This window comes from Sinomonas susongensis, from assembly GCF_005877005.1.
GTDB lineage: Bacteria > Actinomycetota > Actinomycetes > Actinomycetales > Micrococcaceae > Sinomonas > Sinomonas susongensis.
The window spans coordinates 1-22179 of sequence record NZ_SSNH01000012.1 but is presented as its reverse complement, the minus strand read 5'-3'; the positions used below and the strand labels follow the sequence as shown (position 1 = coordinate 22179).

Sequence of the window (22179 nt, the reverse complement as noted above, 5' to 3'; positions counted from 1 at the left end):
CCTCCAGCCGCCGAGGCAGCGCCCGGCGCGGTTGGCGGCTAACGCGGCGGGATGACTGTGCCGTCCAGCGACCGCTCTTCGACGAGCTTGCCGCCGAGGATCCGCTCGACAGCCGCGCGACCGAACAGGCCCGACGCCTCGACGGTCTCGTCGTCCGCGCTGGGAATGTCCTCGACCACCGGCTGCGCCCGGACGCTCGCCGCTTGGACCTTCGCCTGCTCCTGCGCCCGCTGCTGTGCTGCGCGCCGCGAAAGGCGCTGGTACATGCTCAGGTTCTGGCCGGCGTCGTCCGCGGGGCCCTCGGAGCGGGTGGGAGCGGGCGGCTGCGCAGTGGCGGGCGCGTACGACGACGGCTTTCCCCCTGCCGCCGAGGGCGGCGCCGTTTCAGCGTTCGCTCCCGTGTTCGGCTCGCTCCCGACAGACCAGACGCCGGGGGAAGACTCGCGGGCGTAGGCCCAAGGATCGCGCCCAGCAGGCTCGCTGCCGCCCGTCTCCACAGGCTTGGCCTCGGACCGGCGAGACGACGACGGCTCGACGGGGCCAGACGGACGACGCCGTCCCTCGTCTTCCGGGAGCGGCTCGTCCCAGTCGGCCGGTGGCTCGTCGTCCGCGTACGGGATGTCCGCATAGGGATCATCGGAAGGTCGGGGGCTTGTCGCAGGCCCGGGCTGCGGCCGCTGTGGTTCCTCGCCCTCCCGCCCGTCACCGCCTGTCTGCCCGTCGCGGCTGTTCTGCCCGCGGCGGTCTGGTTCTACCGCGGCTGCCGGTGGGGTCGGCTCGGGCTCGGGCTCGGGCTCGGGTGAGGCGGCTCCGGCCGCGGCCACACGAGATGGCTGGCTTTCGACGGACCCCTCCGCCGGGGCCGCGGGGCCACCTGCGGGGGCCGGGGCGAGGCCCCAAGTGATGTCGGCCGCGCTCGGCGCAGGTGGTGCAGTGGGTGCAGTGTCGGCGCTCGGAGGAGCCAGCGCGGGCGATGGCGGCACAGGCGAAGGAGCCGGGGCGGGCGATGGAGTCGGCGCGGCCGCTGCTGCGGCGCCACGACGCCCTTCCGGAACGCTGCCGGTTTCGGGCGCGGGGGAGCCCGGGAGACTGTCAGCCGGCGCTTTTGGGCCCGGCTCAGCTCCCCTCGCTCCGGCGGGAACCGGACCGTTCCCGCCGGTGGTCGCGTCGATCTGGACCTCGACACCGAGCACCTTCTGGACCGCACTGCGCACGTTGTCCGCGTGGTCGCCGCGAGAGAACGAGTTGACGGACCCTGAGTTGGCGAACGCGAGGGTGAGGGTCCTCCCATCGAACCCGGCCACGTTCGCGTTCTGGCTCACGAGGATCCAGGTGAGGCGCTTGATCGCTGTGAGCGCCTCCAGGATCTCGGGCCAGGCGCGCCGGAACATCTCCACGCTGCCCGAACCGCCGTGGGCAGCGCCCGCCGGCGCACTCGGCTCCGGTTCAGGCTGCGTCCGCGGGGGAACATCGGCCGCGGCAGGCTCCGGGGACGCGGGAGTGGGCGTCTGGGCCTGCGGCCCCGCGACACGGGGCTCGGGGGCCGGGCGCTCGGGGACCTGGCGCTCGGGAGCCGGGCGCTCGTGAACCTGAGGCTCGGCAATGCTGCGCTCCGGGCTGCCGGGGCTGGGGGTGCTGGGCGCGGGGCTGCTGGGGCTGGGGCTGCTGAGCTCGGGGGCGCTGGGCGCGGGGGCGCCGGGACCGGGGGTGCTGGGCGCGGGGGTGCTGGGCGCGGGAATGCCGCGACCAGGCTCTGTGGATGCCGGAACCGGAGCGGCAGGGCGCGTGTCGTCCACTGGAACTGCAGCAGCCGCCGGGCCAGCAGCCGCCGGGCCAGCTGGCACGGCCTGCGGCGGGGCCTCGGAGTCCGGAACCGTACCGCCCGGTCCATGCTCGAACGAGAGCCGACGCTCGAGGCGGTCGAGCCGCGCGGCCAAGCCGTTGTCGCTGTCCGCGCCGGGCAGCATGAGCCGCGCGCAGAGGAGCTCGAGATGGAGCCGGGGCGACGTCGCCCCCGTCATCTCGTTGAAGGCCGCGTTCGTGATGTCGGCTGCCCGCGAGAGCTCCGCCGAGCCCAGGGACTGCGCCTGCGTCCTCATGCGTGCAAGCTGGTCGGCCGGCACGCCGCGGAGGATCGACTGCGCAGCCTCCGGGAGGGCCTGGACGATGATGAGGTCGCGGAACCGCTCGAGGAGGTCCTCGACGAACCGGCGCGGGTCGTGGCCGGTCTGGATGACCCGGTCCACGGCCCGGAAGACGGTCCCGGAATCGCCCGCGGAGACGGCGTCGACGACGTCGTCGAGCAGCGCGGCGTGCGTGTACCCCAGAAGGGCGACGGCCAGCTCGTAGTCGATGCCACCCGTGCCAGCTCCGGCCATGAGCTGGTCGAGCACGGAGAGCGAGTCTCGCACGGACCCCCCGCCCGCGCGGACGACCAGCGAGAGGACTCCCGGCTCGACGGCCACATGCTCCTCGGCGCAGAGCTTCTCGAGGTACGCCATGAGCGGCTCGGGCGGCACGAGGCGGAACGGATAGTGGTGGGTACGCGAGCGGATGGTGCCGATGACCTTGTCGGGCTCAGTCGTCGCGAAGATGAACTTGATGTGCTCCGGCGGCTCCTCGACGATCTTGAGCAGCGCGTTGAAGCCGGCCGACGTGACCATGTGGGCCTCGTCGATGATGAAGATCTTGTAGCGGTCCCGGACGGGGGCAAAGGTCGCCCGCTCGCGGAGGTCCCGCGCGTCGTCCACACCGCCGTGGCTCGCGGCGTCGATTTCTATGACGTCGAGCGAGCCGGATCCGCCGCGCGCGAGCTCGACACAGCTCGGGCAGACTCCGCACGGCTCGGGGGTCGGGCCCTTCTCGCAGTTGAGGCAGCGGGCGAGGATTCGGGCCGAAGTGGTCTTGCCGCAGCCGCGCGGACCGGAGAAGAGATAGGCGTGGTTGACGCGGTTCTTCCGGAGCGCCGTCATGAGCGGTTCGGTGACATGCTCCTGCCCGATCACGTTCTGGAACGTGTCCGGCCGATACCGGCGATAGAGGGCAGTCGGAGAAGTCACAGAGAAAACCCTACCAATCAGGACTGACACCCCAAGCGGGTTATCCACAGGTATGAAAAGGCCCCTCATGCACCCGCCAGAGCCCACCTACCCTTGCTACCTTCCGGTCCTGGGGGAGTTCAGCAGGATGACGCCACATGAGGGGCTGGGTTCCATCTTAGCGGAGTTCCACGGGTGCCTCGAACCGGCCCGTCAGCTCCCGGTGGTCGCGCTCGGAGTGGTCGCGCTCGGCGCCGGGGTGCTCGGTGCCGAGGTGCCCGGCTTGGGTGTCTTCGGAGCAGCCGGCGCCTTCTGGATCGCCTGCGCGACCTTCTGGACGGCGGAGCCGTACGTGCCGTCGAGGGCCCCCTTCTTGATCGTCTGGGCGTCCGCGACCTCTTGGCCAGCGGGCGCCCCGGCAAGCGTCCACAGGTCCTGCCGCAGCTTGGCCGGCAGACGGCGGAATGCGGCGGGGAAGCGGTTGGCAACCGCACGGGCGGCTGCTTGGGCGTGTGGGCCGTACTGGGCTGTGCCGTCCTGTCGGATGACGACGGCGAGAGCCCTGCGCAGGGCGGCCCGGTCCGTCTGCTGGGTCTTCGCCGGCGCGGACGCAGAAGGCGACGGCGACGCCGTCGAATTCGCGGCCGGCACGACGAGGGCGGCCGGCTGGGCGGCGTCGTTCTGCGGCTGGCGCGCGTCGAGGGCGACGGCGATGCCTCCTCCGGCGAGGAGGGCTGCGGCGAGCGCGGAGGCGGCACCCGCCTTCCAGCGGCGGCCGGTGCTCTTCCGCTGTGGGGCGTCCCAGGGTCCGTCTGTTCTCTCGTCCATGGCCTGTCCTTTCTCGCGGGTTCTTCCGGAAGGTCCTCCGGGTTCGGGTTCGATCTTCCCCACGCACGGCAAGGGCCCCTGTTCGGCCAATGTTCGGGGACTGTAAAGTCTCGCTGCGGCGACCCGCCTACGGTCCGGGAGCGGCGTCGTGCATTTGAAGGGTGCGCTTGAATGGTTCCCGTGGACAACTCGGTCGAGGGGCGCGGGCTCGTGCTCGTGGTCGAGGACGAGCACGCCATCGCGGACCTCGAACGCCTCTACCTCGCCCGCGCCGGGTTCGGGGTGCACGTCGAGCGCGACGGCGCCGTCGCGCTCGCACGGGTCCGCCAGCTGCGCCCCGTTGCCATCGTCCTCGATGTGGGCCTGCCGGGTCTCGACGGCGTCGAGGTCTGCCGCCGCCTCCGCGAGGAGGACGACTGGACCCCCGTGATCTTCGTGACGGCCCGCGACGACGAGGTGGACCGCGTCCTCGGCCTCGAGCTCGGTGCCGACGACTACCTCACCAAACCCTTCTCCCCGCGCGAGCTCGTCGCCCGGGTCCGCAGCGTCCTCCGGCGGGCGGCCGGTCCGCAGGCGCCGCGTGTCCTGACAGTGGGTCTCGTACGGGTGGACGCGGGCCGGCGCACCGTCGAGGCGGACGGGCGGCCGGTGCAGCTCACCGCGCTCGAATTCGACCTGCTGGCCCACCTCATGACCCAGCCCGGGCGCGTGTTCAGCCGCGAGCAGCTCCTCTCGGCCGTCTGGGGCCAGGCCGACTACAGCGGGGGCCGGACGGTCGACGTCCACGTCGCGCAGCTCCGCGCCAAGCTCGGAGACGCGAGCCCGATCAGGACCATCCGTGGGGTCGGCTACAGCGTGTCGGTGGAGGGCTCGGGCGGCGTGGGTCCGTGAGGAAGTGGCTGCGCTCGCTCTACGCGCGCGTCACCCTGGTGACTGCCGCCGTGGCGGCGGTGGCGACCCTCGTCGCCGGGCTCGTGGGCGCGCAGCTCATCCGGTCGGCCGCCGTCGACCAGGCCCGCGCGAGCCTCGCGCGCCAGGCGCAGGCGCTCAGCACGTCCGGCTCGGTGACCGATCTCGCTTCCCTCCGCGAGCTCGCGGTCGGCGAGGCGGGCCGGATCGCACTCGTGAGCCCGGCCGGCATCGTGAGCGGCGCTGGCCGGGGGTTCGTGAGCCGGGCGGCTGTCTCGAGGGTCCTCGCGGGCAAGTCCTTCTCGCAGACCGAGACGGTGAACGGGACGCCGGTCGTCGTCGAAGCCCGGCCCCTTGCGGCTGGCGGCGGTCTAGTGCTCGTCGAGCCGGTCTCGGCCGTGAACCAAGCCGCGGTGCCGCTCGTGACACGGCTTCTGTGGGCCCTGCTCATCGGCTTCGGCTGCGCCGTTGCGGGCGGCGCACTCGTGGCCCGATGGGTCGCGCGGCCGCTCGTGCACGTCGCGTCCGCGGCCCGTCGGCTTGCAGGCGGCGAGCGCGGTGTGGCGGTCGACGCCGGCGGCCCGGCCGAGGTGGGGCAGGTTGCCCATGCCCTCGATGCCCTTGACGCCTCGCTGGCCGCGAGCAAGGCGCGGCAGCGCGAGTTCCTCCTTTCCGTCTCACACGAGATGCGGACGCCGCTCACTGCCGTTCGAGGCTACGCAGAGGCGCTCGCCGACGGGATGATCCCCGCCGGGGACGTGCGTCGGGTAGGCCAGACGCTCGGCGCCGAGGCCGACCGCCTCGACCACTTCGTGAGCGACCTGCTCGAGCTGGCCCGGCTCGAGGCCGACGACTTCAGGGTGGACCTCCAGCTCGTCGACGCCGCCGCGATCCTGCCCGCGGTCCTCGAGGCGTGGCGCGGTGCGGCCGAGACCGCAGGGGTGGTTCTGCGTTCCGAACTGCAGGGACCCGTCCCCGTCGTGACGGACGCGCGCCGGCTGCGGCAGCTCCTCGACGGGCTTGTGGAAAACGCCCTCCGTGCCGTTCCCGCCGGAGCGCCCGTGGTGCTCGCGGGGCGGCGGGAGGACGGCGCCGTCGTCCTCGAAGTGCGCGACGGCGGCCCCGGGCTGAGCGAGGACGACCTCGCCCACGCGTTCGAGCGAGGCGCGCTCCATTCGCGCTATCAGGGGGAGCGGCCGGTCGGGACGGGGCTCGGGCTCTCGATCGCGCAGCGCCTCGCGGGCCGGCTCGGGGGGCAGCTCGTCGCCGGAAGGGCGCCGGAAGGCGGGGCGTGCTTCGCCGTCAGGCTTCCGGCGGCCGGCTCACATCCACAGGGAACGTCATGAACGCGGGCGTTTCGTACGGGTGGGCCGCAAGGAGTGCGCGGACGATCGCGTTCCGTCCGCCGCGAGGGTAGATCGCCTCGATCCGGGTCTCGGGAACCTGCACCTGCTCTCCTACCGTCCCGATCGCCGGCTGTGCGCCGTCCAACGGGGCGAAGCGCCCGGTCCCCTCGACGCTGAAGCTGCACCCGGCGTAGTTGCCGAGGCGACCCGCCCCGGCGCTGGCGATGGCTGTTCGGAGGGCGTCGGCGTCGGCGGTCGGGACGTAGACGACAAGGCAGTCGAACTCCTCCATGCCGCTCAGTCTCGCACGGGCTCGTTGCGGGCAGCGGCTCGTTCGGGGCGCGGGCTCGATTCGGAGCATCCGGAAACCTCGGGTATTCTAGAGTCTGCTCTGCACAGGGGCGCTCCCTCGGGCGCGGCTTTGCGCGGGCAATCTGGAGGATTCGCCTAGCGGCCTATGGCGCACGCCTGGAACGCGTGTTGGGTTCACGCCCTCGGGGGTTCAAATCCCCCATCCTCCGCATCGAGTGGTGAAGCGGGACATCCATCAGGATGAGCCGCGACACTCACGACACCCCCGGTCTTCGGACTGGGGGTGTCGTGCTTTGGGCTGACTATCTGGAGCTGCTCCGGACCCGCAGCCTCTTCCGGAACGAGCATTGCGCCTGCCTGGCGCTCCTGAGCTCCTCAGCTGGCGCCGATCTGCTCAGCCGACTCCATTTTCTTGACAGGCTGTAGAAGCGCTGTGTGACTGTTTAAACATCTAGCGCTTTCGCATCGGCCCAACTGACAATGGTGCCATTCGGCGCGAGTTTTCTTGGATAGTTCATGCCGAAAAACGCCATGACTGATTGGGGAGTCACATGGAGCAGCAAAGAGGTGCAGGCCGCCAGATTGGCCGTCGAGGCTTCGTGGGGCTGTCCATTCCCATAGCCTGTGCGCTGTGCGGCGCAACCAGGGCGTTCGCCGATTCCGGGGACACCGTGCGCGCAGACCCGAACGCGAAGCTCACCTTCGACCGCTCCTCCGTCAGTTCGATTCCGGCCGGCAACCACTCGGGCACGGTCATGGTGGCCTCCGCAGACCTTCCCCGGCCCGTGAAGGGTCAGCTCTACGCGCCCCTCGAAGCGCTCGTCCCCACGTCGCCCTTCGGCTACCGCATCAACCCGCTGACCGGCCTGCCCGGCGAGTTCCACTGGGGGCAGGATTTCGGGGCGGGCGAGGGCACCCGGGTGTATGCGGCCGACGCCGGCGTGGTCCAGGCGGCGGGGTGGCATCCCTGGGGCGGTGGGAACCGGGTCGAGGTCAACCACGGCAACGGCTTGGTCACGACGTACAACCACATGCACGCCTGTGCGGTGAAGGCCGGAGACTCGGTGCAGCCGAGTCAGGTGGTCGGTCTCGTGGGCCACACTGGCAGCGCCACCGGATCCCATCTGCACTTCGAGACCCATCTCAACGGGGTGTACGAGGACCCGATGAAGTGGACGTTCATCGGGATCAAGCAGACCGACCCCGTCGCGAACCTGACTCTCACCGACTACACGCCGAAGGACGGCCAGACGCCCGCGAGCCAGAACTGGAGCGTGCCCACGACCCTCGACGAGCCGGCCCCCGGCGAGACCATCCAGAAGGCCCCGGCGCCAACACCGACCGCTCCTGGGCCGGCAGCCTCGCCGTCGCCCCAGTCGTCCTCGACCGCGTCCTCGTCGGGCGCGAGCTCGGGCGGCGGGTCGGCCTCGAACTCTGCTTCGAGCCCCTCTTCGACCAGCACGTCGTCGTCCCCTGCGCCGAGCCCCACAGCCGATCCCACGCCCACGCCGAGCCCGACGCCGAGCCGCACGCCGTCCTCGAGCCCGACGCCGTCGCCTACGGCGACGGCCACTGTCTCGTCGTCGCCGGCCACCTCGGCCACCGCGCCGACGACGGCGACACCTACCGCGACGGCCACGGCAACACCGACCCCCACGCCGTAGGGCGTCACGGGCAGTGCCTGACGCAGTACCCCGGACCGCCGCTCGGCCCGGCTCAGCCCTGTGGCACGGCTCAGCCCTGTGCACGGCTCAGCCCTGTGGCACGGCTCAGCGCGTGGCTATAGTTCAGTGTGTGGTCACAGCCGCCTTGCGCCACTCGCGCAGGAAGGCGAGCCCGGCGTCGTCGTGAATCACTTCGGAGCCGAGCCCGAGGTAGCCGGCTGTGAGGATTTCATATGGTTTCTCGGGCACGCCGTCCTCCGGCCGGACGTCAACGTGGGAGACCTCGTGGTCGTTGTGGTGCAGCCAGTCCGCCATCGCGTAGTCAGTCCGGGAATCGCCCATCGTGAACCACGATGCGGGCACGATCCCGTCACCCCGCAGGAGCTCGCAGGCGCGGCTCGCCCCGAGGTCCTTGCCGAGGCGCACGGATTCGATGTCGGTCGAGATGATGGTGGGGTCGACGCGGAAGTCGACTGTGTCGTCCTGGCCGGGAAGGTGATGATCGAGCCGTACCGCACCGATTCCACGCTGCGCCATGAGGGCCATCGCGTCGGCGTCGAAGTGCTCCTGGACGGCGCGGTACTCGCTGTTCGACACATCGACCCGCTGCTCGACCGAGACCATCGCCCGCTTGGTCTCGTCGAAGAACATGTAGTCCGCATACTTTTCCGCCACGAGGTTCCGGATCTCGTCGGCGAAGCCGGCGGGGACGGCAAGCTCACGGTCCACCCGGACAGGGGTCGCCCCCTCGCCAGTGAACGAGAACCACGTGGCCCCCTTCTCGCAGATCGCGTGAACCGTGAGCGAGGACGGCATCCCCTCGGCCAGCATCGGCTCCATCACCTGCTCCGCGATGAATGCGTCCGAACGTCCTGTGTTGAAGACGAGGGGAATCCCAGCCTCCCCGAGTTCGAGCAGGAGTGAGATGATCTCCGGCCTGACCGAGCGGCTCACCGGGCTCGCGATCGGGCCGTCGACGTCGAGAAGGAGGGCGAACGGGGGTCGGAGTTCCATGCGGCCCATTCTGTCAGGCGGCCGCCCAGTCCAAGCCCGGATGACGGACGACGGCGGCAGGTCGCCGTCGACCGTCATCCGTCGGAAGCGCTCCGTAACCGTTCGGCCACAATCCCTCCGGGGTGCGTGCCCGGTATGACGCTCCGGCAGGCGCCTGTCTACGCTAGTCGCGTGATCTTCAAAGCTGTGGGGGACGGGCGCCCCTACCCGGACCATGGGTACCACACGCCCAAGGACTGGGCCGCCCTCCCGCCCCGCCCGGTGCGGCTCGACGAGCTCGTCACGACCAAGCGCACGCTCGATCTCGAGGCCCTCCTCGCCGAGGACTCGACCTTCTTCGGCGACCTCTTCCCGCACGTCGTCCAGTATCAGGGTGTCCTGTACCTCGAGGACGGGCTCCATCGTGCGCTGCGGACGGCCCTGCACCAGCGGACGGCCATCCACGCCCGCGTTCTCGATCTCGACTCCTGAGCCGAGGCCGCGCCATGAGCCCCAGGCCCAAGGACCCCACCGTCTACCGCGGGCACCACGTGGTCAACGGGGAGGAACTGCGCTCGCAGTTCGAGGCCGAGCGGGACGAGCAGGAGCGTCGGCGGAGCCGCTGGCGCAAGATCCGACATACCGTCCTGCTCGTGCTCCTGCTGGCCCTCGTCGTCGCGGGCGGGACGGGAGCGTGGGCCATTCTGACCGGTCGCCTCGTGCTCTCGCCGCAGGCCGCGTCGCCCGGGCCGACCCCCGGCTGCCCCAGCGGGCCATTCGACTACGCGGCGCCGCAGTCCGTCCGCGTGAACGTGCTCAACGCGGCGGGGAAGGAAGGGCTCGCACGGACGGTTGCCGACCAGCTCACGCAACGGAAGTTCGCCGTCGGGAACGTGGCCAACTCCACGGCGACCGGGACGCCGCCTGCACTCATCGTTGCCGGCCCCGCGGGCGAAGCGGCCGCCTTCACGGTCCAGCGCAATGTGCCCGGGAGCCTGTTCGTGCTCGACAAGCGGGGCGACGCGAGCCTCGACCTCATCCTCCTGCCGACCTTCGCCGGGCTCAAGGACCCGGGCCTCGTCGACCAGACGCCGGGAGGACTCGTGTGCGTCGGCGCCACTCAGAGCCCCTCGGCTTCCGTCGCGCCCACCCCCTGATCCGGCGCGCGGTCAGGTCTTGATCGGGCGGCCGATCTCGTCGAAGCGTGCTCCGACACCGAGCTGGATGAAGCGCACTGTCGCCTCCGTGTGGCGATCCTGCCCGCGGTCAGCGCTCGCCGCGAGCGATCCGAGCACGAGCTGCGAGATCTCGTCGAGGTCGGCCTGGGGGATGTAGCCCTCCTCCATACAGGCCCGGAGGATGTCGCGAAGCACCGCGTTGAGCTCGCCGACGTGGTCCCCCAGCTTCGCGAACGACGACGCCGAGAGCACCGCCCGCATGGCCGGACCGGGCGGGAGGTGGCGGCGGGAAAGGTCCTCGACCTGGGCCCGGATGTATACGGCGAGGCGGTCGACGGGATTGTCGAGCCGGCCCAGCTCGTCCTTGAGGTCGGTGAGGAAGCGGCCGGTCTCGTCGAGTGCGTAGCCGATGAGGAGCTCTTCCAAGTCGGCGTAGTAGTTGTAGACCGCGGTCCGGCCGACGCCGGCCTGGCGCGCGACGTCGGTCATCGTCAGCCCCGGGAGTCCCCGCGTGAAGAGCAGCTCGCCGAACGCGTCGAGGATCCGGCGCTGCGTGAGCGCGCGCTGGGCGGCGTTGGACTCTGCCTGGATGCGGGGCATAGGCCCATTTTAAGGCCAGAGTGTCAGCAAAGGGGCGGTGCCTCGGTGTGGTCTCCCGATTCTGCTGCCCCGGGCCGGGGTCTGGCGAGCATGGAAGCACCCCGAAGCGCTGAGCGCGGTTCGTCCCGCCCACTTCTAGCCGCGCTGCCCTCGTGTTGCTGGGGACACGCCGCGCTCCTGACCGGTTGGCAGACATGGCGGATTCAAGGCATGTTGGCAACGGCCTGTTCGATGTCTTCGAGGAAGACTTCTCGTGGTGTTTTGAAGCCTAGTGTCTTGCGTGGCCGGTTGTTCATCTCGATGGCGATGGCCTCGAGGTAGGAGGGGTCGCTGGGGATCTTGCTGCCCTTGGGCAGGTACTGGCGCAGCAGGCCGTTGGTGTTCTCGTTTGTGCCGCGTTGCCATGGCGAATGGGGGTCGGGACGCCGGGGGAAGACTCGCGGGCGTAGGCCCAAGGATCGCGCCCAGCAGGCTCGCTGCCGCCCGTCTCCACAGGCTTGGCCTCGGACCGGCGAGACGACGACGGCTCGACGGGGCCAGACGGACGACGCCGTCCCTCGTCTTCCGGGAGCGGCTCGTCCCAGTCGGCCGGTGGCTCGTCGTCCGCGTACGGGATGTCCGCATAGGGATCATCGGAAGGTCGGGGGCTTGTCGCAGGCCCGGGCTGCGGCCGCTGTGGTTCCTCGCCCTCCCGCCCGTCACCGCCTGTCTGCCCGTCGCGGCTGTTCTGCCCGCGGCGGTCTGGTTCTACCGCGGCTGCCGGTGGGGTCGGCTCGGGCTCGGGCTCGGGCTCGGGTGAGGCGGCTCCGGCCGCGGCCACACGAGATGGCTGGCTTTCGACGGACCCCTCCGCCGGGGCCGCGGGGCCACCTGCGGGGGCCGGGGCGAGGCCCCAAGTGATGTCGGCCGCGCTCGGCGCAGGTGGTGCAGTGGGTGCAGTGTCGGCGCTCGGAGGAGCCAGCGCGGGCGATGGCGGCACAGGCGAAGGAGCCGGGGCGGGCGATGGAGTCGGCGCGGCCGCTGCTGCGGCGCCACGACGCCCTTCCGGAACGCTGCCGGTTTCGGGCGCGGGGGAGCCCGGGAGACTGTCAGCCGGCGCTTTTGGGCCCGGCTCAGCTCCCCTCGCTCCGGCGGGAACCGGACCGTTCCCGCCGGTGGTCGCGTCGATCTGGACCTCGACACCGAGCACCTTCTGGACCGCACTGCGCACGTTGTCCGCGTGGTCGCCGCGAGAGAACGAGTTGACGGACCCTGAGTTGGCGAACGCGAGGGTGAGGGTCCTCCCATCGAACCCGGCCACGTTCGCGTTCTGGCTCACGAGGATCCAGGTGAGGCGCTTGATCGCTGTGAGCGCCTCCAGGATCTCGGGCCAGGCGCGCCGGAACATCTCCACGCTGCCCGAACCGCCGTGGGCAGCGCCCGCCGGCGCACTCGGCTCCGGTTCAGGCTGCGTCCGCGGGGGAACATCGGCCGCGGCAGGCTCCGGGGACGCGGGAGTGGGCGTCTGGGCCTGCGGCCCCGCGACACGGGGCTCGGGGGCCGGGCGCTCGGGGACCTGGCGCTCGGGAGCCGGGCGCTCGTGAACCTGAGGCTCGGCAATGCTGCGCTCCGGGCTGCCGGGGCTGGGGGTGCTGGGCGCGGGGCTGCTGGGGCTGGGGCTGCTGAGCTCGGGGGCGCTGGGCGCGGGGGCGCCGGGACCGGGGGTGCTGGGCGCGGGGGTGCTGGGCGCGGGAATGCCGCGACCAGGCTCTGTGGATGCCGGAACCGGAGCGGCAGGGCGCGTGTCGTCCACTGGAACTGCAGCAGCCGCCGGGCCAGCAGCCGCCGGGCCAGCTGGCACGGCCTGCGGCGGGGCCTCGGAGTCCGGAACCGTACCGCCCGGTCCATGCTCGAACGAGAGCCGACGCTCGAGGCGGTCGAGCCGCGCGGCCAAGCCGTTGTCGCTGTCCGCGCCGGGCAGCATGAGCCGCGCGCAGAGGAGCTCGAGATGGAGCCGGGGCGACGTCGCCCCCGTCATCTCGTTGAAGGCCGCGTTCGTGATGTCGGCTGCCCGCGAGAGCTCCGCCGAGCCCAGGGACTGCGCCTGCGTCCTCATGCGTGCAAGCTGGTCGGCCGGCACGCCGCGGAGGATCGACTGCGCAGCCTCCGGGAGGGCCTGGACGATGATGAGGTCGCGGAACCGCTCGAGGAGGTCCTCGACGAACCGGCGCGGGTCGTGGCCGGTCTGGATGACCCGGTCCACGGCCCGGAAGACGGTCCCGGAATCGCCCGCGGAGACGGCGTCGACGACGTCGTCGAGCAGCGCGGCGTGCGTGTACCCCAGAAGGGCGACGGCCAGCTCGTAGTCGATGCCACCCGTGCCAGCTCCGGCCATGAGCTGGTCGAGCACGGAGAGCGAGTCTCGCACGGACCCCCCGCCCGCGCGGACGACCAGCGAGAGGACTCCCGGCTCGACGGCCACATGCTCCTCGGCGCAGAGCTTCTCGAGGTACGCCATGAGCGGCTCGGGCGGCACGAGGCGGAACGGATAGTGGTGGGTACGCGAGCGGATGGTGCCGATGACCTTGTCGGGCTCAGTCGTCGCGAAGATGAACTTGATGTGCTCCGGCGGCTCCTCGACGATCTTGAGCAGCGCGTTGAAGCCGGCCGACGTGACCATGTGGGCCTCGTCGATGATGAAGATCTTGTAGCGGTCCCGGACGGGGGCAAAGGTCGCCCGCTCGCGGAGGTCCCGCGCGTCGTCCACACCGCCGTGGCTCGCGGCGTCGATTTCTATGACGTCGAGCGAGCCGGATCCGCCGCGCGCGAGCTCGACACAGCTCGGGCAGACTCCGCACGGCTCGGGGGTCGGGCCCTTCTCGCAGTTGAGGCAGCGGGCGAGGATTCGGGCCGAAGTGGTCTTGCCGCAGCCGCGCGGACCGGAGAAGAGATAGGCGTGGTTGACGCGGTTCTTCCGGAGCGCCGTCATGAGCGGTTCGGTGACATGCTCCTGCCCGATCACGTTCTGGAACGTGTCCGGCCGATACCGGCGATAGAGGGCAGTCGGAGAAGTCACAGAGAAAACCCTACCAATCAGGACTGACACCCCAAGCGGGTTATCCACAGGTATGAAAAGGCCCCTCATGCACCCGCCAGAGCCCACCTACCCTTGCTACCTTCCGGTCCTGGGGGAGTTCAGCAGGATGACGCCACATGAGGGGCTGGGTTCCATCTTAGCGGAGTTCCACGGGTGCCTCGAACCGGCCCGTCAGCTCCCGGTGGTCGCGCTCGGAGTGGTCGCGCTCGGCGCCGGGGTGCTCGGTGCCGAGGTGCCCGGCTTGGGTGTCTTCGGAGCAGCCGGCGCCTTCTGGATCGCCTGCGCGACCTTCTGGACGGCGGAGCCGTACGTGCCGTCGAGGGCCCCCTTCTTGATCGTCTGGGCGTCCGCGACCTCTTGGCCAGCGGGCGCCCCGGCAAGCGTCCACAGGTCCTGCCGCAGCTTGGCCGGCAGACGGCGGAATGCGGCGGGGAAGCGGTTGGCAACCGCACGGGCGGCTGCTTGGGCGTGTGGGCCGTACTGGGCTGTGCCGTCCTGTCGGATGACGACGGCGAGAGCCCTGCGCAGGGCGGCCCGGTCCGTCTGCTGGGTCTTCGCCGGCGCGGACGCAGAAGGCGACGGCGACGCCGTCGAATTCGCGGCCGGCACGACGAGGGCGGCCGGCTGGGCGGCGTCGTTCTGCGGCTGGCGCGCGTCGAGGGCGACGGCGATGCCTCCTCCGGCGAGGAGGGCTGCGGCGAGCGCGGAGGCGGCACCCGCCTTCCAGCGGCGGCCGGTGCTCTTCCGCTGTGGGGCGTCCCAGGGTCCGTCTGTTCTCTCGTCCATGGCCTGTCCTTTCTCGCGGGTTCTTCCGGAAGGTCCTCCGGGTTCGGGTTCGATCTTCCCCACGCACGGCAAGGGCCCCTGTTCGGCCAATGTTCGGGGACTGTAAAGTCTCGCTGCGGCGACCCGCCTACGGTCCGGGAGCGGCGTCGTGCATTTGAAGGGTGCGCTTGAATGGTTCCCGTGGACAACTCGGTCGAGGGGCGCGGGCTCGTGCTCGTGGTCGAGGACGAGCACGCCATCGCGGACCTCGAACGCCTCTACCTCGCCCGCGCCGGGTTCGGGGTGCACGTCGAGCGCGACGGCGCCGTCGCGCTCGCACGGGTCCGCCAGCTGCGCCCCGTTGCCATCGTCCTCGATGTGGGCCTGCCGGGTCTCGACGGCGTCGAGGTCTGCCGCCGCCTCCGCGAGGAGGACGACTGGACCCCCGTGATCTTCGTGACGGCCCGCGACGACGAGGTGGACCGCGTCCTCGGCCTCGAGCTCGGTGCCGACGACTACCTCACCAAACCCTTCTCCCCGCGCGAGCTCGTCGCCCGGGTCCGCAGCGTCCTCCGGCGGGCGGCCGGTCCGCAGGCGCCGCGTGTCCTGACAGTGGGTCTCGTACGGGTGGACGCGGGCCGGCGCACCGTCGAGGCGGACGGGCGGCCGGTGCAGCTCACCGCGCTCGAATTCGACCTGCTGGCCCACCTCATGACCCAGCCCGGGCGCGTGTTCAGCCGCGAGCAGCTCCTCTCGGCCGTCTGGGGCCAGGCCGACTACAGCGGGGGCCGGACGGTCGACGTCCACGTCGCGCAGCTCCGCGCCAAGCTCGGAGACGCGAGCCCGATCAGGACCATCCGTGGGGTCGGCTACAGCGTGTCGGTGGAGGGCTCGGGCGGCGTGGGTCCGTGAGGAAGTGGCTGCGCTCGCTCTACGCGCGCGTCACCCTGGTGACTGCCGCCGTGGCGGCGGTGGCGACCCTCGTCGCCGGGCTCGTGGGCGCGCAGCTCATCCGGTCGGCCGCCGTCGACCAGGCCCGCGCGAGCCTCGCGCGCCAGGCGCAGGCGCTCAGCACGTCCGGCTCGGTGACCGATCTCGCTTCCCTCCGCGAGCTCGCGGTCGGCGAGGCGGGCCGGATCGCACTCGTGAGCCCGGCCGGCATCGTGAGCGGCGCTGGCCGGGGGTTCGTGAGCCGGGCGGCTGTCTCGAGGGTCCTCGCGGGCAAGTCCTTCTCGCAGACCGAGACGGTGAACGGGACGCCGGTCGTCGTCGAAGCCCGGCCCCTTGCGGCTGGCGGCGGTCTAGTGCTCGTCGAGCCGGTCTCGGCCGTGAACCAAGCCGCGGTGCCGCTCGTGACACGGCTTCTGTGGGCCCTGCTCATCGGCTTCGGCTGCGCCGTTGCGGGCGGCGCACTCGTGGCCCGATGGGTCGCGCGGCCGCTCGTGCACGTCGCGTCCGCGGCCCGTCGGCTTGCAGGCGGCGAGCGCGGTGTGGCGGTCGACGCCGGCGGCCCGGCCGAGGTGGGGCAGGTTGCCCATGCCCTCGATGCCCTTGACGCCTCGCTGGCCGCGAGCAAGGCGCGGCAGCGCGAGTTCCTCCTTTCCGTCTCACACGAGATGCGGACGCCGCTCACTGCCGTTCGAGGCTACGCAGAGGCGCTCGCCGACGGGATGATCCCCGCCGGGGACGTGCGTCGGGTAGGCCAGACGCTCGGCGCCGAGGCCGACCGCCTCGACCACTTCGTGAGCGACCTGCTCGAGCTGGCCCGGCTCGAGGCCGACGACTTCAGGGTGGACCTCCAGCTCGTCGACGCCGCCGCGATCCTGCCCGCGGTCCTCGAGGCGTGGCGCGGTGCGGCCGAGACCGCAGGGGTGGTTCTGCGTTCCGAACTGCAGGGACCCGTCCCCGTCGTGACGGACGCGCGCCGGCTGCGGCAGCTCCTCGACGGGCTTGTGGAAAACGCCCTCCGTGCCGTTCCCGCCGGAGCGCCCGTGGTGCTCGCGGGGCGGCGGGAGGACGGCGCCGTCGTCCTCGAAGTGCGCGACGGCGGCCCCGGGCTGAGCGAGGACGACCTCGCCCACGCGTTCGAGCGAGGCGCGCTCCATTCGCGCTATCAGGGGGAGCGGCCGGTCGGGACGGGGCTCGGGCTCTCGATCGCGCAGCGCCTCGCGGGCCGGCTCGGGGGGCAGCTCGTCGCCGGAAGGGCGCCGGAAGGCGGGGCGTGCTTCGCCGTCAGGCTTCCGGCGGCCGGCTCACATCCACAGGGAACGTCATGAACGCGGGCGTTTCGTACGGGTGGGCCGCAAGGAGTGCGCGGACGATCGCGTTCCGTCCGCCGCGAGGGTAGATCGCCTCGATCCGGGTCTCGGGAACCTGCACCTGCTCTCCTACCGTCCCGATCGCCGGCTGTGCGCCGTCCAACGGGGCGAAGCGCCCGGTCCCCTCGACGCTGAAGCTGCACCCGGCGTAGTTGCCGAGGCGACCCGCCCCGGCGCTGGCGATGGCTGTTCGGAGGGCGTCGGCGTCGGCGGTCGGGACGTAGACGACAAGGCAGTCGAACTCCTCCATGCCGCTCAGTCTCGCACGGGCTCGTTGCGGGCAGCGGCTCGTTCGGGGCGCGGGCTCGATTCGGAGCATCCGGAAACCTCGGGTATTCTAGAGTCTGCTCTGCACAGGGGCGCTCCCTCGGGCGCGGCTTTGCGCGGGCAATCTGGAGGATTCGCCTAGCGGCCTATGGCGCACGCCTGGAACGCGTGTTGGGTTCACGCCCTCGGGGGTTCAAATCCCCCATCCTCCGCATCGAGTGGTGAAGCGGGACATCCATCAGGATGAGCCGCGACACTCACGACACCCCCGGTCTTCGGACTGGGGGTGTCGTGCTTTGGGCTGACTATCTGGAGCTGCTCCGGACCCGCAGCCTCTTCCGGAACGAGCATTGCGCCTGCCTGGCGCTCCTGAGCTCCTCAGCTGGCGCCGATCTGCTCAGCCGACTCCATTTTCTTGACAGGCTGTAGAAGCGCTGTGTGACTGTTTAAACATCTAGCGCTTTCGCATCGGCCCAACTGACAATGGTGCCATTCGGCGCGAGTTTTCTTGGATAGTTCATGCCGAAAAACGCCATGACTGATTGGGGAGTCACATGGAGCAGCAAAGAGGTGCAGGCCGCCAGATTGGCCGTCGAGGCTTCGTGGGGCTGTCCATTCCCATAGCCTGTGCGCTGTGCGGCGCAACCAGGGCGTTCGCCGATTCCGGGGACACCGTGCGCGCAGACCCGAACGCGAAGCTCACCTTCGACCGCTCCTCCGTCAGTTCGATTCCGGCCGGCAACCACTCGGGCACGGTCATGGTGGCCTCCGCAGACCTTCCCCGGCCCGTGAAGGGTCAGCTCTACGCGCCCCTCGAAGCGCTCGTCCCCACGTCGCCCTTCGGCTACCGCATCAACCCGCTGACCGGCCTGCCCGGCGAGTTCCACTGGGGGCAGGATTTCGGGGCGGGCGAGGGCACCCGGGTGTATGCGGCCGACGCCGGCGTGGTCCAGGCGGCGGGGTGGCATCCCTGGGGCGGTGGGAACCGGGTCGAGGTCAACCACGGCAACGGCTTGGTCACGACGTACAACCACATGCACGCCTGTGCGGTGAAGGCCGGAGACTCGGTGCAGCCGAGTCAGGTGGTCGGTCTCGTGGGCCACACTGGCAGCGCCACCGGATCCCATCTGCACTTCGAGACCCATCTCAACGGGGTGTACGAGGACCCGATGAAGTGGACGTTCATCGGGATCAAGCAGACCGACCCCGTCGCGAACCTGACTCTCACCGACTACACGCCGAAGGACGGCCAGACGCCCGCGAGCCAGAACTGGAGCGTGCCCACGACCCTCGACGAGCCGGCCCCCGGCGAGACCATCCAGAAGGCCCCGGCGCCAACACCGACCGCTCCTGGGCCGGCAGCCTCGCCGTCGCCCCAGTCGTCCTCGACCGCGTCCTCGTCGGGCGCGAGCTCGGGCGGCGGGTCGGCCTCGAACTCTGCTTCGAGCCCCTCTTCGACCAGCACGTCGTCGTCCCCTGCGCCGAGCCCCACAGCCGATCCCACGCCCACGCCGAGCCCGACGCCGAGCCGCACGCCGTCCTCGAGCCCGACGCCGTCGCCTACGGCGACGGCCACTGTCTCGTCGTCGCCGGCCACCTCGGCCACCGCGCCGACGACGGCGACACCTACCGCGACGGCCACGGCAACACCGACCCCCACGCCGTAGGGCGTCACGGGCAGTGCCTGACGCAGTACCCCGGACCGCCGCTCGGCCCGGCTCAGCCCTGTGGCACGGCTCAGCCCTGTGGCACGGCTCAGCCCTGTGCACGGCTCAGCCCTGTGGCACGGCTCAGCGCGTGGCTATAGTTCAGTGTGTGGTCACAGCCGCCTTGCGCCACTCGCGCAGGAAGGCGAGCCCGGCGTCGTCGTGAATCACTTCGGAGCCGAGCCCGAGGTAGCCGGCTGTGAGGATTTCATATGGTTTCTCGGGCACGCCGTCCTCCGGCCGGACGTCAACGTGGGAGACCTCGTGGTCGTTGTGGTGCAGCCAGTCCGCCATCGCGTAGTCAGTCCGGGAATCGCCCATCGTGAACCACGATGCGGGCACGATCCCGTCACCCCGCAGGAGCTCGCAGGCGCGGCTCGCCCCGAGGTCCTTGCCGAGGCGCACGGATTCGATGTCGGTCGAGATGATGGTGGGGTCGACGCGGAAGTCGACTGTGTCGTCCTGGCCGGGAAGGTGATGATCGAGCCGTACCGCACCGATTCCACGCTGCGCCATGAGGGCCATCGCGTCGGCGTCGAAGTGCTCCTGGACGGCGCGGTACTCGCTGTTCGACACATCGACCCGCTGCTCGACCGAGACCATCGCCCGCTTGGTCTCGTCGAAGAACATGTAGTCCGCATACTTTTCCGCCACGAGGTTCCGGATCTCGTCGGCGAAGCCGGCGGGGACGGCAAGCTCACGGTCCACCCGGACAGGGGTCGCCCCCTCGCCAGTGAACGAGAACCACGTGGCCCCCTTCTCGCAGATCGCGTGAACCGTGAGCGAGGACGGCATCCCCTCGGCCAGCATCGGCTCCATCACCTGCTCCGCGATGAATGCGTCCGAACGTCCTGTGTTGAAGACGAGGGGAATCCCAGCCTCCCCGAGTTCGAGCAGGAGTGAGATGATCTCCGGCCTGACCGAGCGGCTCACCGGGCTCGCGATCGGGCCGTCGACGTCGAGAAGGAGGGCGAACGGGGGTCGGAGTTCCATGCGGCCCATTCTGTCAGGCGGCCGCCCAGTCCAAGCCCGGATGACGGACGACGGCGGCAGGTCGCCGTCGACCGTCATCCGTCGGAAGCGCTCCGTAACCGTTCGGCCACAATCCCTCCGGGGTGCGTGCCCGGTATGACGCTCCGGCAGGCGCCTGTCTACGCTAGTCGCGTGATCTTCAAAGCTGTGGGGGACGGGCGCCCCTACCCGGACCATGGGTACCACACGCCCAAGGACTGGGCCGCCCTCCCGCCCCGCCCGGTGCGGCTCGACGAGCTCGTCACGACCAAGCGCACGCTCGATCTCGAGGCCCTCCTCGCCGAGGACTCGACCTTCTTCGGCGACCTCTTCCCGCACGTCGTCCAGTATCAGGGTGTCCTGTACCTCGAGGACGGGCTCCATCGTGCGCTGCGGACGGCCCTGCACCAGCGGACGGCCATCCACGCCCGCGTTCTCGATCTCGACTCCTGAGCCGAGGCCGCGCCATGAGCCCCAGGCCCAAGGACCCCACCGTCTACCGCGGGCACCACGTGGTCAACGGGGAGGAACTGCGCTCGCAGTTCGAGGCCGAGCGGGACGAGCAGGAGCGTCGGCGGAGCCGCTGGCGCAAGATCCGACATACCGTCCTGCTCGTGCTCCTGCTGGCCCTCGTCGTCGCGGGCGGGACGGGAGCGTGGGCCATTCTGACCGGTCGCCTCGTGCTCTCGCCGCAGGCCGCGTCGCCCGGGCCGACCCCCGGCTGCCCCAGCGGGCCATTCGACTACGCGGCGCCGCAGTCCGTCCGCGTGAACGTGCTCAACGCGGCGGGGAAGGAAGGGCTCGCACGGACGGTTGCCGACCAGCTCACGCAACGGAAGTTCGCCGTCGGGAACGTGGCCAACTCCACGGCGACCGGGACGCCGCCTGCACTCATCGTTGCCGGCCCCGCGGGCGAAGCGGCCGCCTTCACGGTCCAGCGCAATGTGCCCGGGAGCCTGTTCGTGCTCGACAAGCGGGGCGACGCGAGCCTCGACCTCATCCTCCTGCCGACCTTCGCCGGGCTCAAGGACCCGGGCCTCGTCGACCAGACGCCGGGAGGACTCGTGTGCGTCGGCGCCACTCAGAGCCCCTCGGCTTCCGTCGCGCCCACCCCCTGATCCGGCGCGCGGTCAGGTCTTGATCGGGCGGCCGATCTCGTCGAAGCGTGCTCCGACACCGAGCTGGATGAAGCGCACTGTCGCCTCCGTGTGGCGATCCTGCCCGCGGTCAGCGCTCGCCGCGAGCGATCCGAGCACGAGCTGCGAGATCTCGTCGAGGTCGGCCTGGGGGATGTAGCCCTCCTCCATACAGGCCCGGAGGATGTCGCGAAGCACCGCGTTGAGCTCGCCGACGTGGTCCCCCAGCTTCGCGAACGACGACGCCGAGAGCACCGCCCGCATGGCCGGACCGGGCGGGAGGTGGCGGCGGGAAAGGTCCTCGACCTGGGCCCGGATGTATACGGCGAGGCGGTCGACGGGATTGTCGAGCCGGCCCAGCTCGTCCTTGAGGTCGGTGAGGAAGCGGCCGGTCTCGTCGAGTGCGTAGCCGATGAGGAGCTCTTCCAAGTCGGCGTAGTAGTTGTAGACCGCGGTCCGGCCGACGCCGGCCTGGCGCGCGACGTCGGTCATCGTCAGCCCCGGGAGTCCCCGCGTGAAGAGCAGCTCGCCGAACGCGTCGAGGATCCGGCGCTGCGTGAGCGCGCGCTGGGCGGCGTTGGACTCTGCCTGGATGCGGGGCATAGGCCCATTTTAAGGCCAGAGTGTCAGCAAAGGGGCGGTGCCTCGGTGTGGTCTCCCGATTCTGCTGCCCCGGGCCGGGGTCTGGCGAGCATGGAAGCACCCCGAAGCGCTGAGCGCGGTTCGTCCCGCCCACTTCTAGCCGCGCTGCCCTCGTGTTGCTGGGGACACGCCGCGCTCCTGACCGGTTGGCAGACATGGCGGATTCAAGGCATGTTGGCAACGGCCTGTTCGATGTCTTCGAGGAAGACTTCTCGTGGTGTTTTGAAGCCTAGTGTCTTGCGTGGCCGGTTGTTCATCTCGATGGCGATGGCCTCGAGGTAGGAGGGGTCGCTGGGGATCTTGCTGCCCTTGGGCAGGTACTGGCGCAGCAGGCCGTTGGTGTTCTCGTTTGTGCCGCGTTGCCATGGCGAATGGGGGTCGGCGAAGTAG

The 22179-nt window shown here is 70.8% G+C and carries 20 protein-coding genes, 2 tRNA genes, 2 other RNA genes and 2 pseudogenes; 12 read left to right on the top strand and 14 right to left on the bottom strand.

Going from position 1 to position 22179, the window contains the following annotated elements; genetic code table 11:
* Positions 1-38: 38 nt before the first annotated feature.
* The 3 genes from E6A21_RS14865 to E6A21_RS14855 form a co-directional block, all read right to left on the bottom strand.
* Complete coding sequence (locus E6A21_RS14865; RefSeq protein ID WP_138444938.1) at positions 39-3059, bottom strand: DNA polymerase III subunit gamma and tau; 3021 nt, start codon at positions 3057-3059, stop codon at positions 39-41.
* 53 nt (positions 3060-3112) lie between these two features.
* An RNA gene (ffs, locus tag E6A21_RS14860) (signal recognition particle sRNA small type) lies at positions 3113-3209 on the bottom strand.
* A 42-nt stretch (positions 3210-3251) separates the two neighbouring features.
* Entirely contained in the window at positions 3252-3866 is a 615-nt protein-coding gene (locus E6A21_RS14855; RefSeq protein WP_138444936.1) for a hypothetical protein, read from the bottom strand.
* Between the two features lie 171 nt (positions 3867-4037).
* On the opposite strand from E6A21_RS14855, the gene E6A21_RS14850 reads away from it, so the two are divergent.
* The gene (locus tag E6A21_RS14850; protein ID WP_138444935.1) at positions 4038-4757 is read left to right on the top strand and encodes a response regulator; all 720 of its coding nucleotides are present in this window, start codon (positions 4038-4040) and stop codon (positions 4755-4757) included.
* Positions 4754-6121, top strand: coding sequence for a HAMP domain-containing sensor histidine kinase (locus E6A21_RS14845; protein ID WP_138444934.1), 1368 nt, complete (start codon positions 4754-4756; stop codon positions 6119-6121). Before E6A21_RS14850 ends, E6A21_RS14845 begins: the two co-directional genes overlap by 4 nt.
* On the opposite strand, the gene E6A21_RS14840 is transcribed toward E6A21_RS14845, so the two are convergent.
* Complete coding sequence (locus E6A21_RS14840) at positions 6078-6413, bottom strand: YqfO family protein (protein WP_138444933.1); 336 nt, start codon at positions 6411-6413, stop codon at positions 6078-6080. The two genes, E6A21_RS14845 and E6A21_RS14840, sit on opposite strands and share 44 nt — an antisense overlap.
* A gap of 144 nt (positions 6414-6557) precedes the next feature.
* Here E6A21_RS14840 and E6A21_RS14835 point away from each other — a divergent pair.
* Together E6A21_RS14835 and E6A21_RS14830 are read left to right on the top strand one after the other, a co-directional pair.
* Positions 6558-6642, top strand: a tRNA-Ser gene (locus E6A21_RS14835).
* Positions 6643-6984: 342 nt separating this feature from the next.
* A complete protein-coding gene (locus E6A21_RS14830) occupies positions 6985-8097 on the top strand; it encodes a M23 family metallopeptidase (protein ID WP_138444932.1) in 1113 nt (370 codons plus the stop codon).
* 123 nt (positions 8098-8220) lie between these two features.
* On the opposite strand, the gene E6A21_RS14825 is transcribed toward E6A21_RS14830, so the two are convergent.
* The gene (locus E6A21_RS14825) at positions 8221-9111 is read right to left on the bottom strand and encodes a Cof-type HAD-IIB family hydrolase (protein WP_246036547.1); all 891 of its coding nucleotides are present in this window, start codon (positions 9109-9111) and stop codon (positions 8221-8223) included.
* Positions 9112-9282: 171 nt separating this feature from the next.
* On the opposite strand from E6A21_RS14825, the gene E6A21_RS14820 reads away from it, so the two are divergent.
* Both E6A21_RS14820 and E6A21_RS14815 read left to right on the top strand, forming a co-directional pair.
* Positions 9283-9582 carry a type II toxin-antitoxin system VapB family antitoxin gene (locus E6A21_RS14820; protein WP_043122642.1) on the top strand — a complete coding sequence of 100 codons (300 nt, stop codon included), beginning with the start codon at positions 9283-9285 and terminating at the stop codon, positions 9580-9582.
* A 14-nt stretch (positions 9583-9596) separates the two neighbouring features.
* Positions 9597-10247 (top strand): LytR C-terminal domain-containing protein, encoded by a 651-nt coding sequence (locus tag E6A21_RS14815; protein ID WP_138444930.1) that lies wholly within the window; start codon positions 9597-9599, stop codon positions 10245-10247.
* Positions 10248-10259: 12 nt separating this feature from the next.
* Here E6A21_RS14815 and E6A21_RS14810 read toward each other — a convergent pair whose 3' ends face one another.
* From E6A21_RS14810 to E6A21_RS14795, 5 genes and pseudogenes are all read right to left on the bottom strand, one after another.
* Positions 10260-10868, bottom strand: coding sequence for a TetR/AcrR family transcriptional regulator (locus tag E6A21_RS14810; protein WP_138444929.1), 609 nt, complete (start codon positions 10866-10868; stop codon positions 10260-10262).
* A gap of 203 nt (positions 10869-11071) precedes the next feature.
* A pseudogene (locus tag E6A21_RS18205) lies at positions 11072-11287 on the bottom strand (transposase); the annotation flags it as partial.
* 746 nt (positions 11288-12033) lie between these two features.
* Positions 12034-13923 (bottom strand): annotated as a pseudogene (locus E6A21_RS14805) (DNA polymerase III subunit gamma and tau); the annotation flags it as partial.
* Positions 13924-13976: 53 nt separating this feature from the next.
* Positions 13977-14073: signal recognition particle sRNA small type (gene ffs, locus E6A21_RS14800), an RNA gene on the bottom strand.
* A gap of 42 nt (positions 14074-14115) precedes the next feature.
* Positions 14116-14730 carry a hypothetical protein gene (locus tag E6A21_RS14795; RefSeq protein ID WP_138444936.1) on the bottom strand — a complete coding sequence of 205 codons (615 nt, stop codon included), beginning with the start codon at positions 14728-14730 and terminating at the stop codon, positions 14116-14118.
* Between the two features lie 171 nt (positions 14731-14901).
* Here E6A21_RS14795 and E6A21_RS14790 point away from each other — a divergent pair, with 171 nt between their 5' ends.
* Both E6A21_RS14790 and E6A21_RS14785 read left to right on the top strand, forming a co-directional pair.
* Positions 14902-15621 (top strand): response regulator, encoded by a 720-nt coding sequence (locus E6A21_RS14790; protein WP_138444935.1) that lies wholly within the window; start codon positions 14902-14904, stop codon positions 15619-15621.
* Positions 15618-16985, top strand: coding sequence for a HAMP domain-containing sensor histidine kinase (locus tag E6A21_RS14785; protein WP_138444934.1), 1368 nt, complete (start codon positions 15618-15620; stop codon positions 16983-16985). Before E6A21_RS14790 ends, E6A21_RS14785 begins: the two co-directional genes overlap by 4 nt.
* Here E6A21_RS14785 and E6A21_RS14780 read toward each other — a convergent pair.
* A complete protein-coding gene (locus E6A21_RS14780; RefSeq protein WP_138444933.1) occupies positions 16942-17277 on the bottom strand; it encodes a YqfO family protein in 336 nt (111 codons plus the stop codon). The genes E6A21_RS14785 and E6A21_RS14780 overlap by 44 nt on opposite strands.
* A gap of 144 nt (positions 17278-17421) precedes the next feature.
* Here E6A21_RS14780 and E6A21_RS14775 point away from each other — a divergent pair.
* A tRNA-Ser gene (locus E6A21_RS14775) sits at positions 17422-17506 on the top strand.
* Between the two features lie 342 nt (positions 17507-17848).
* Complete coding sequence (locus E6A21_RS14770; RefSeq protein WP_138444932.1) at positions 17849-18961, top strand: M23 family metallopeptidase; 1113 nt, start codon at positions 17849-17851, stop codon at positions 18959-18961.
* Between the two features lie 141 nt (positions 18962-19102).
* On the opposite strand, the gene E6A21_RS14765 is transcribed toward E6A21_RS14770, so the two are convergent.
* Positions 19103-19993, bottom strand: coding sequence for a Cof-type HAD-IIB family hydrolase (locus E6A21_RS14765; protein ID WP_246036547.1), 891 nt, complete (start codon positions 19991-19993; stop codon positions 19103-19105).
* A gap of 171 nt (positions 19994-20164) precedes the next feature.
* Between E6A21_RS14765 and E6A21_RS14760 the strand changes: the two genes are divergently transcribed.
* Together E6A21_RS14760 and E6A21_RS14755 are read left to right on the top strand one after the other, a co-directional pair.
* Entirely contained in the window at positions 20165-20464 is a 300-nt protein-coding gene (locus E6A21_RS14760; RefSeq protein WP_043122642.1) for a type II toxin-antitoxin system VapB family antitoxin, read from the top strand.
* Between the two features lie 14 nt (positions 20465-20478).
* Positions 20479-21129 carry a LytR C-terminal domain-containing protein gene (locus E6A21_RS14755; protein ID WP_138444930.1) on the top strand — a complete coding sequence of 217 codons (651 nt, stop codon included), beginning with the start codon at positions 20479-20481 and terminating at the stop codon, positions 21127-21129.
* A 12-nt stretch (positions 21130-21141) separates the two neighbouring features.
* Here the strand turns inward: E6A21_RS14755 and E6A21_RS14750 are convergent, their stop codons facing one another.
* Together E6A21_RS14750 and E6A21_RS17965 are read right to left on the bottom strand one after the other, a co-directional pair.
* Positions 21142-21750, bottom strand: coding sequence for a TetR/AcrR family transcriptional regulator (locus E6A21_RS14750; RefSeq protein ID WP_138444929.1), 609 nt, complete (start codon positions 21748-21750; stop codon positions 21142-21144).
* 203 nt (positions 21751-21953) lie between these two features.
* Positions 21954-22179 (bottom strand): IS30 family transposase (locus E6A21_RS17965; RefSeq protein ID WP_171041428.1); only part of this gene is annotated, 226 nt, incomplete at its 5' end.

Bases quoted from the DNA above. Each gene is read 5' to 3' on its own strand.
- E6A21_RS14855 (WP_138444936.1), bottom strand. From the start codon at position 3,866: ATGGACGAGAGAACAGACGGACCCTGGGACGCCCCACAGCGGAAGAGC.
- E6A21_RS14850 (WP_138444935.1), top strand. From the start codon at position 4,038: ATGGTTCCCGTGGACAACTCGGTCGAGGGGCGCGGGCTCGTGCTCGTG.
- E6A21_RS14840 (WP_138444933.1), bottom strand. From the start codon at position 6,413: ATGGAGGAGTTCGACTGCCTTGTCGTCTACGTCCCGACCGCCGACGCC.
- E6A21_RS14830 (WP_138444932.1), top strand. From the start codon at position 6,985: ATGGAGCAGCAAAGAGGTGCAGGCCGCCAGATTGGCCGTCGAGGCTTC.
- E6A21_RS14825 (WP_246036547.1), bottom strand. From the start codon at position 9,111: ATGGAACTCCGACCCCCGTTCGCCCTCCTTCTCGACGTCGACGGCCCG.
- E6A21_RS14815 (WP_138444930.1), top strand. From the start codon at position 9,597: ATGAGCCCCAGGCCCAAGGACCCCACCGTCTACCGCGGGCACCACGTG.
- E6A21_RS14810 (WP_138444929.1), bottom strand. From the start codon at position 10,868: ATGCCCCGCATCCAGGCAGAGTCCAACGCCGCCCAGCGCGCGCTCACG.
- E6A21_RS14795 (WP_138444936.1), bottom strand. From the start codon at position 14,730: ATGGACGAGAGAACAGACGGACCCTGGGACGCCCCACAGCGGAAGAGC.
- E6A21_RS14790 (WP_138444935.1), top strand. From the start codon at position 14,902: ATGGTTCCCGTGGACAACTCGGTCGAGGGGCGCGGGCTCGTGCTCGTG.
- E6A21_RS14780 (WP_138444933.1), bottom strand. From the start codon at position 17,277: ATGGAGGAGTTCGACTGCCTTGTCGTCTACGTCCCGACCGCCGACGCC.
- E6A21_RS14770 (WP_138444932.1), top strand. From the start codon at position 17,849: ATGGAGCAGCAAAGAGGTGCAGGCCGCCAGATTGGCCGTCGAGGCTTC.
- E6A21_RS14765 (WP_246036547.1), bottom strand. From the start codon at position 19,993: ATGGAACTCCGACCCCCGTTCGCCCTCCTTCTCGACGTCGACGGCCCG.
- E6A21_RS14755 (WP_138444930.1), top strand. From the start codon at position 20,479: ATGAGCCCCAGGCCCAAGGACCCCACCGTCTACCGCGGGCACCACGTG.
- E6A21_RS14750 (WP_138444929.1), bottom strand. From the start codon at position 21,750: ATGCCCCGCATCCAGGCAGAGTCCAACGCCGCCCAGCGCGCGCTCACG.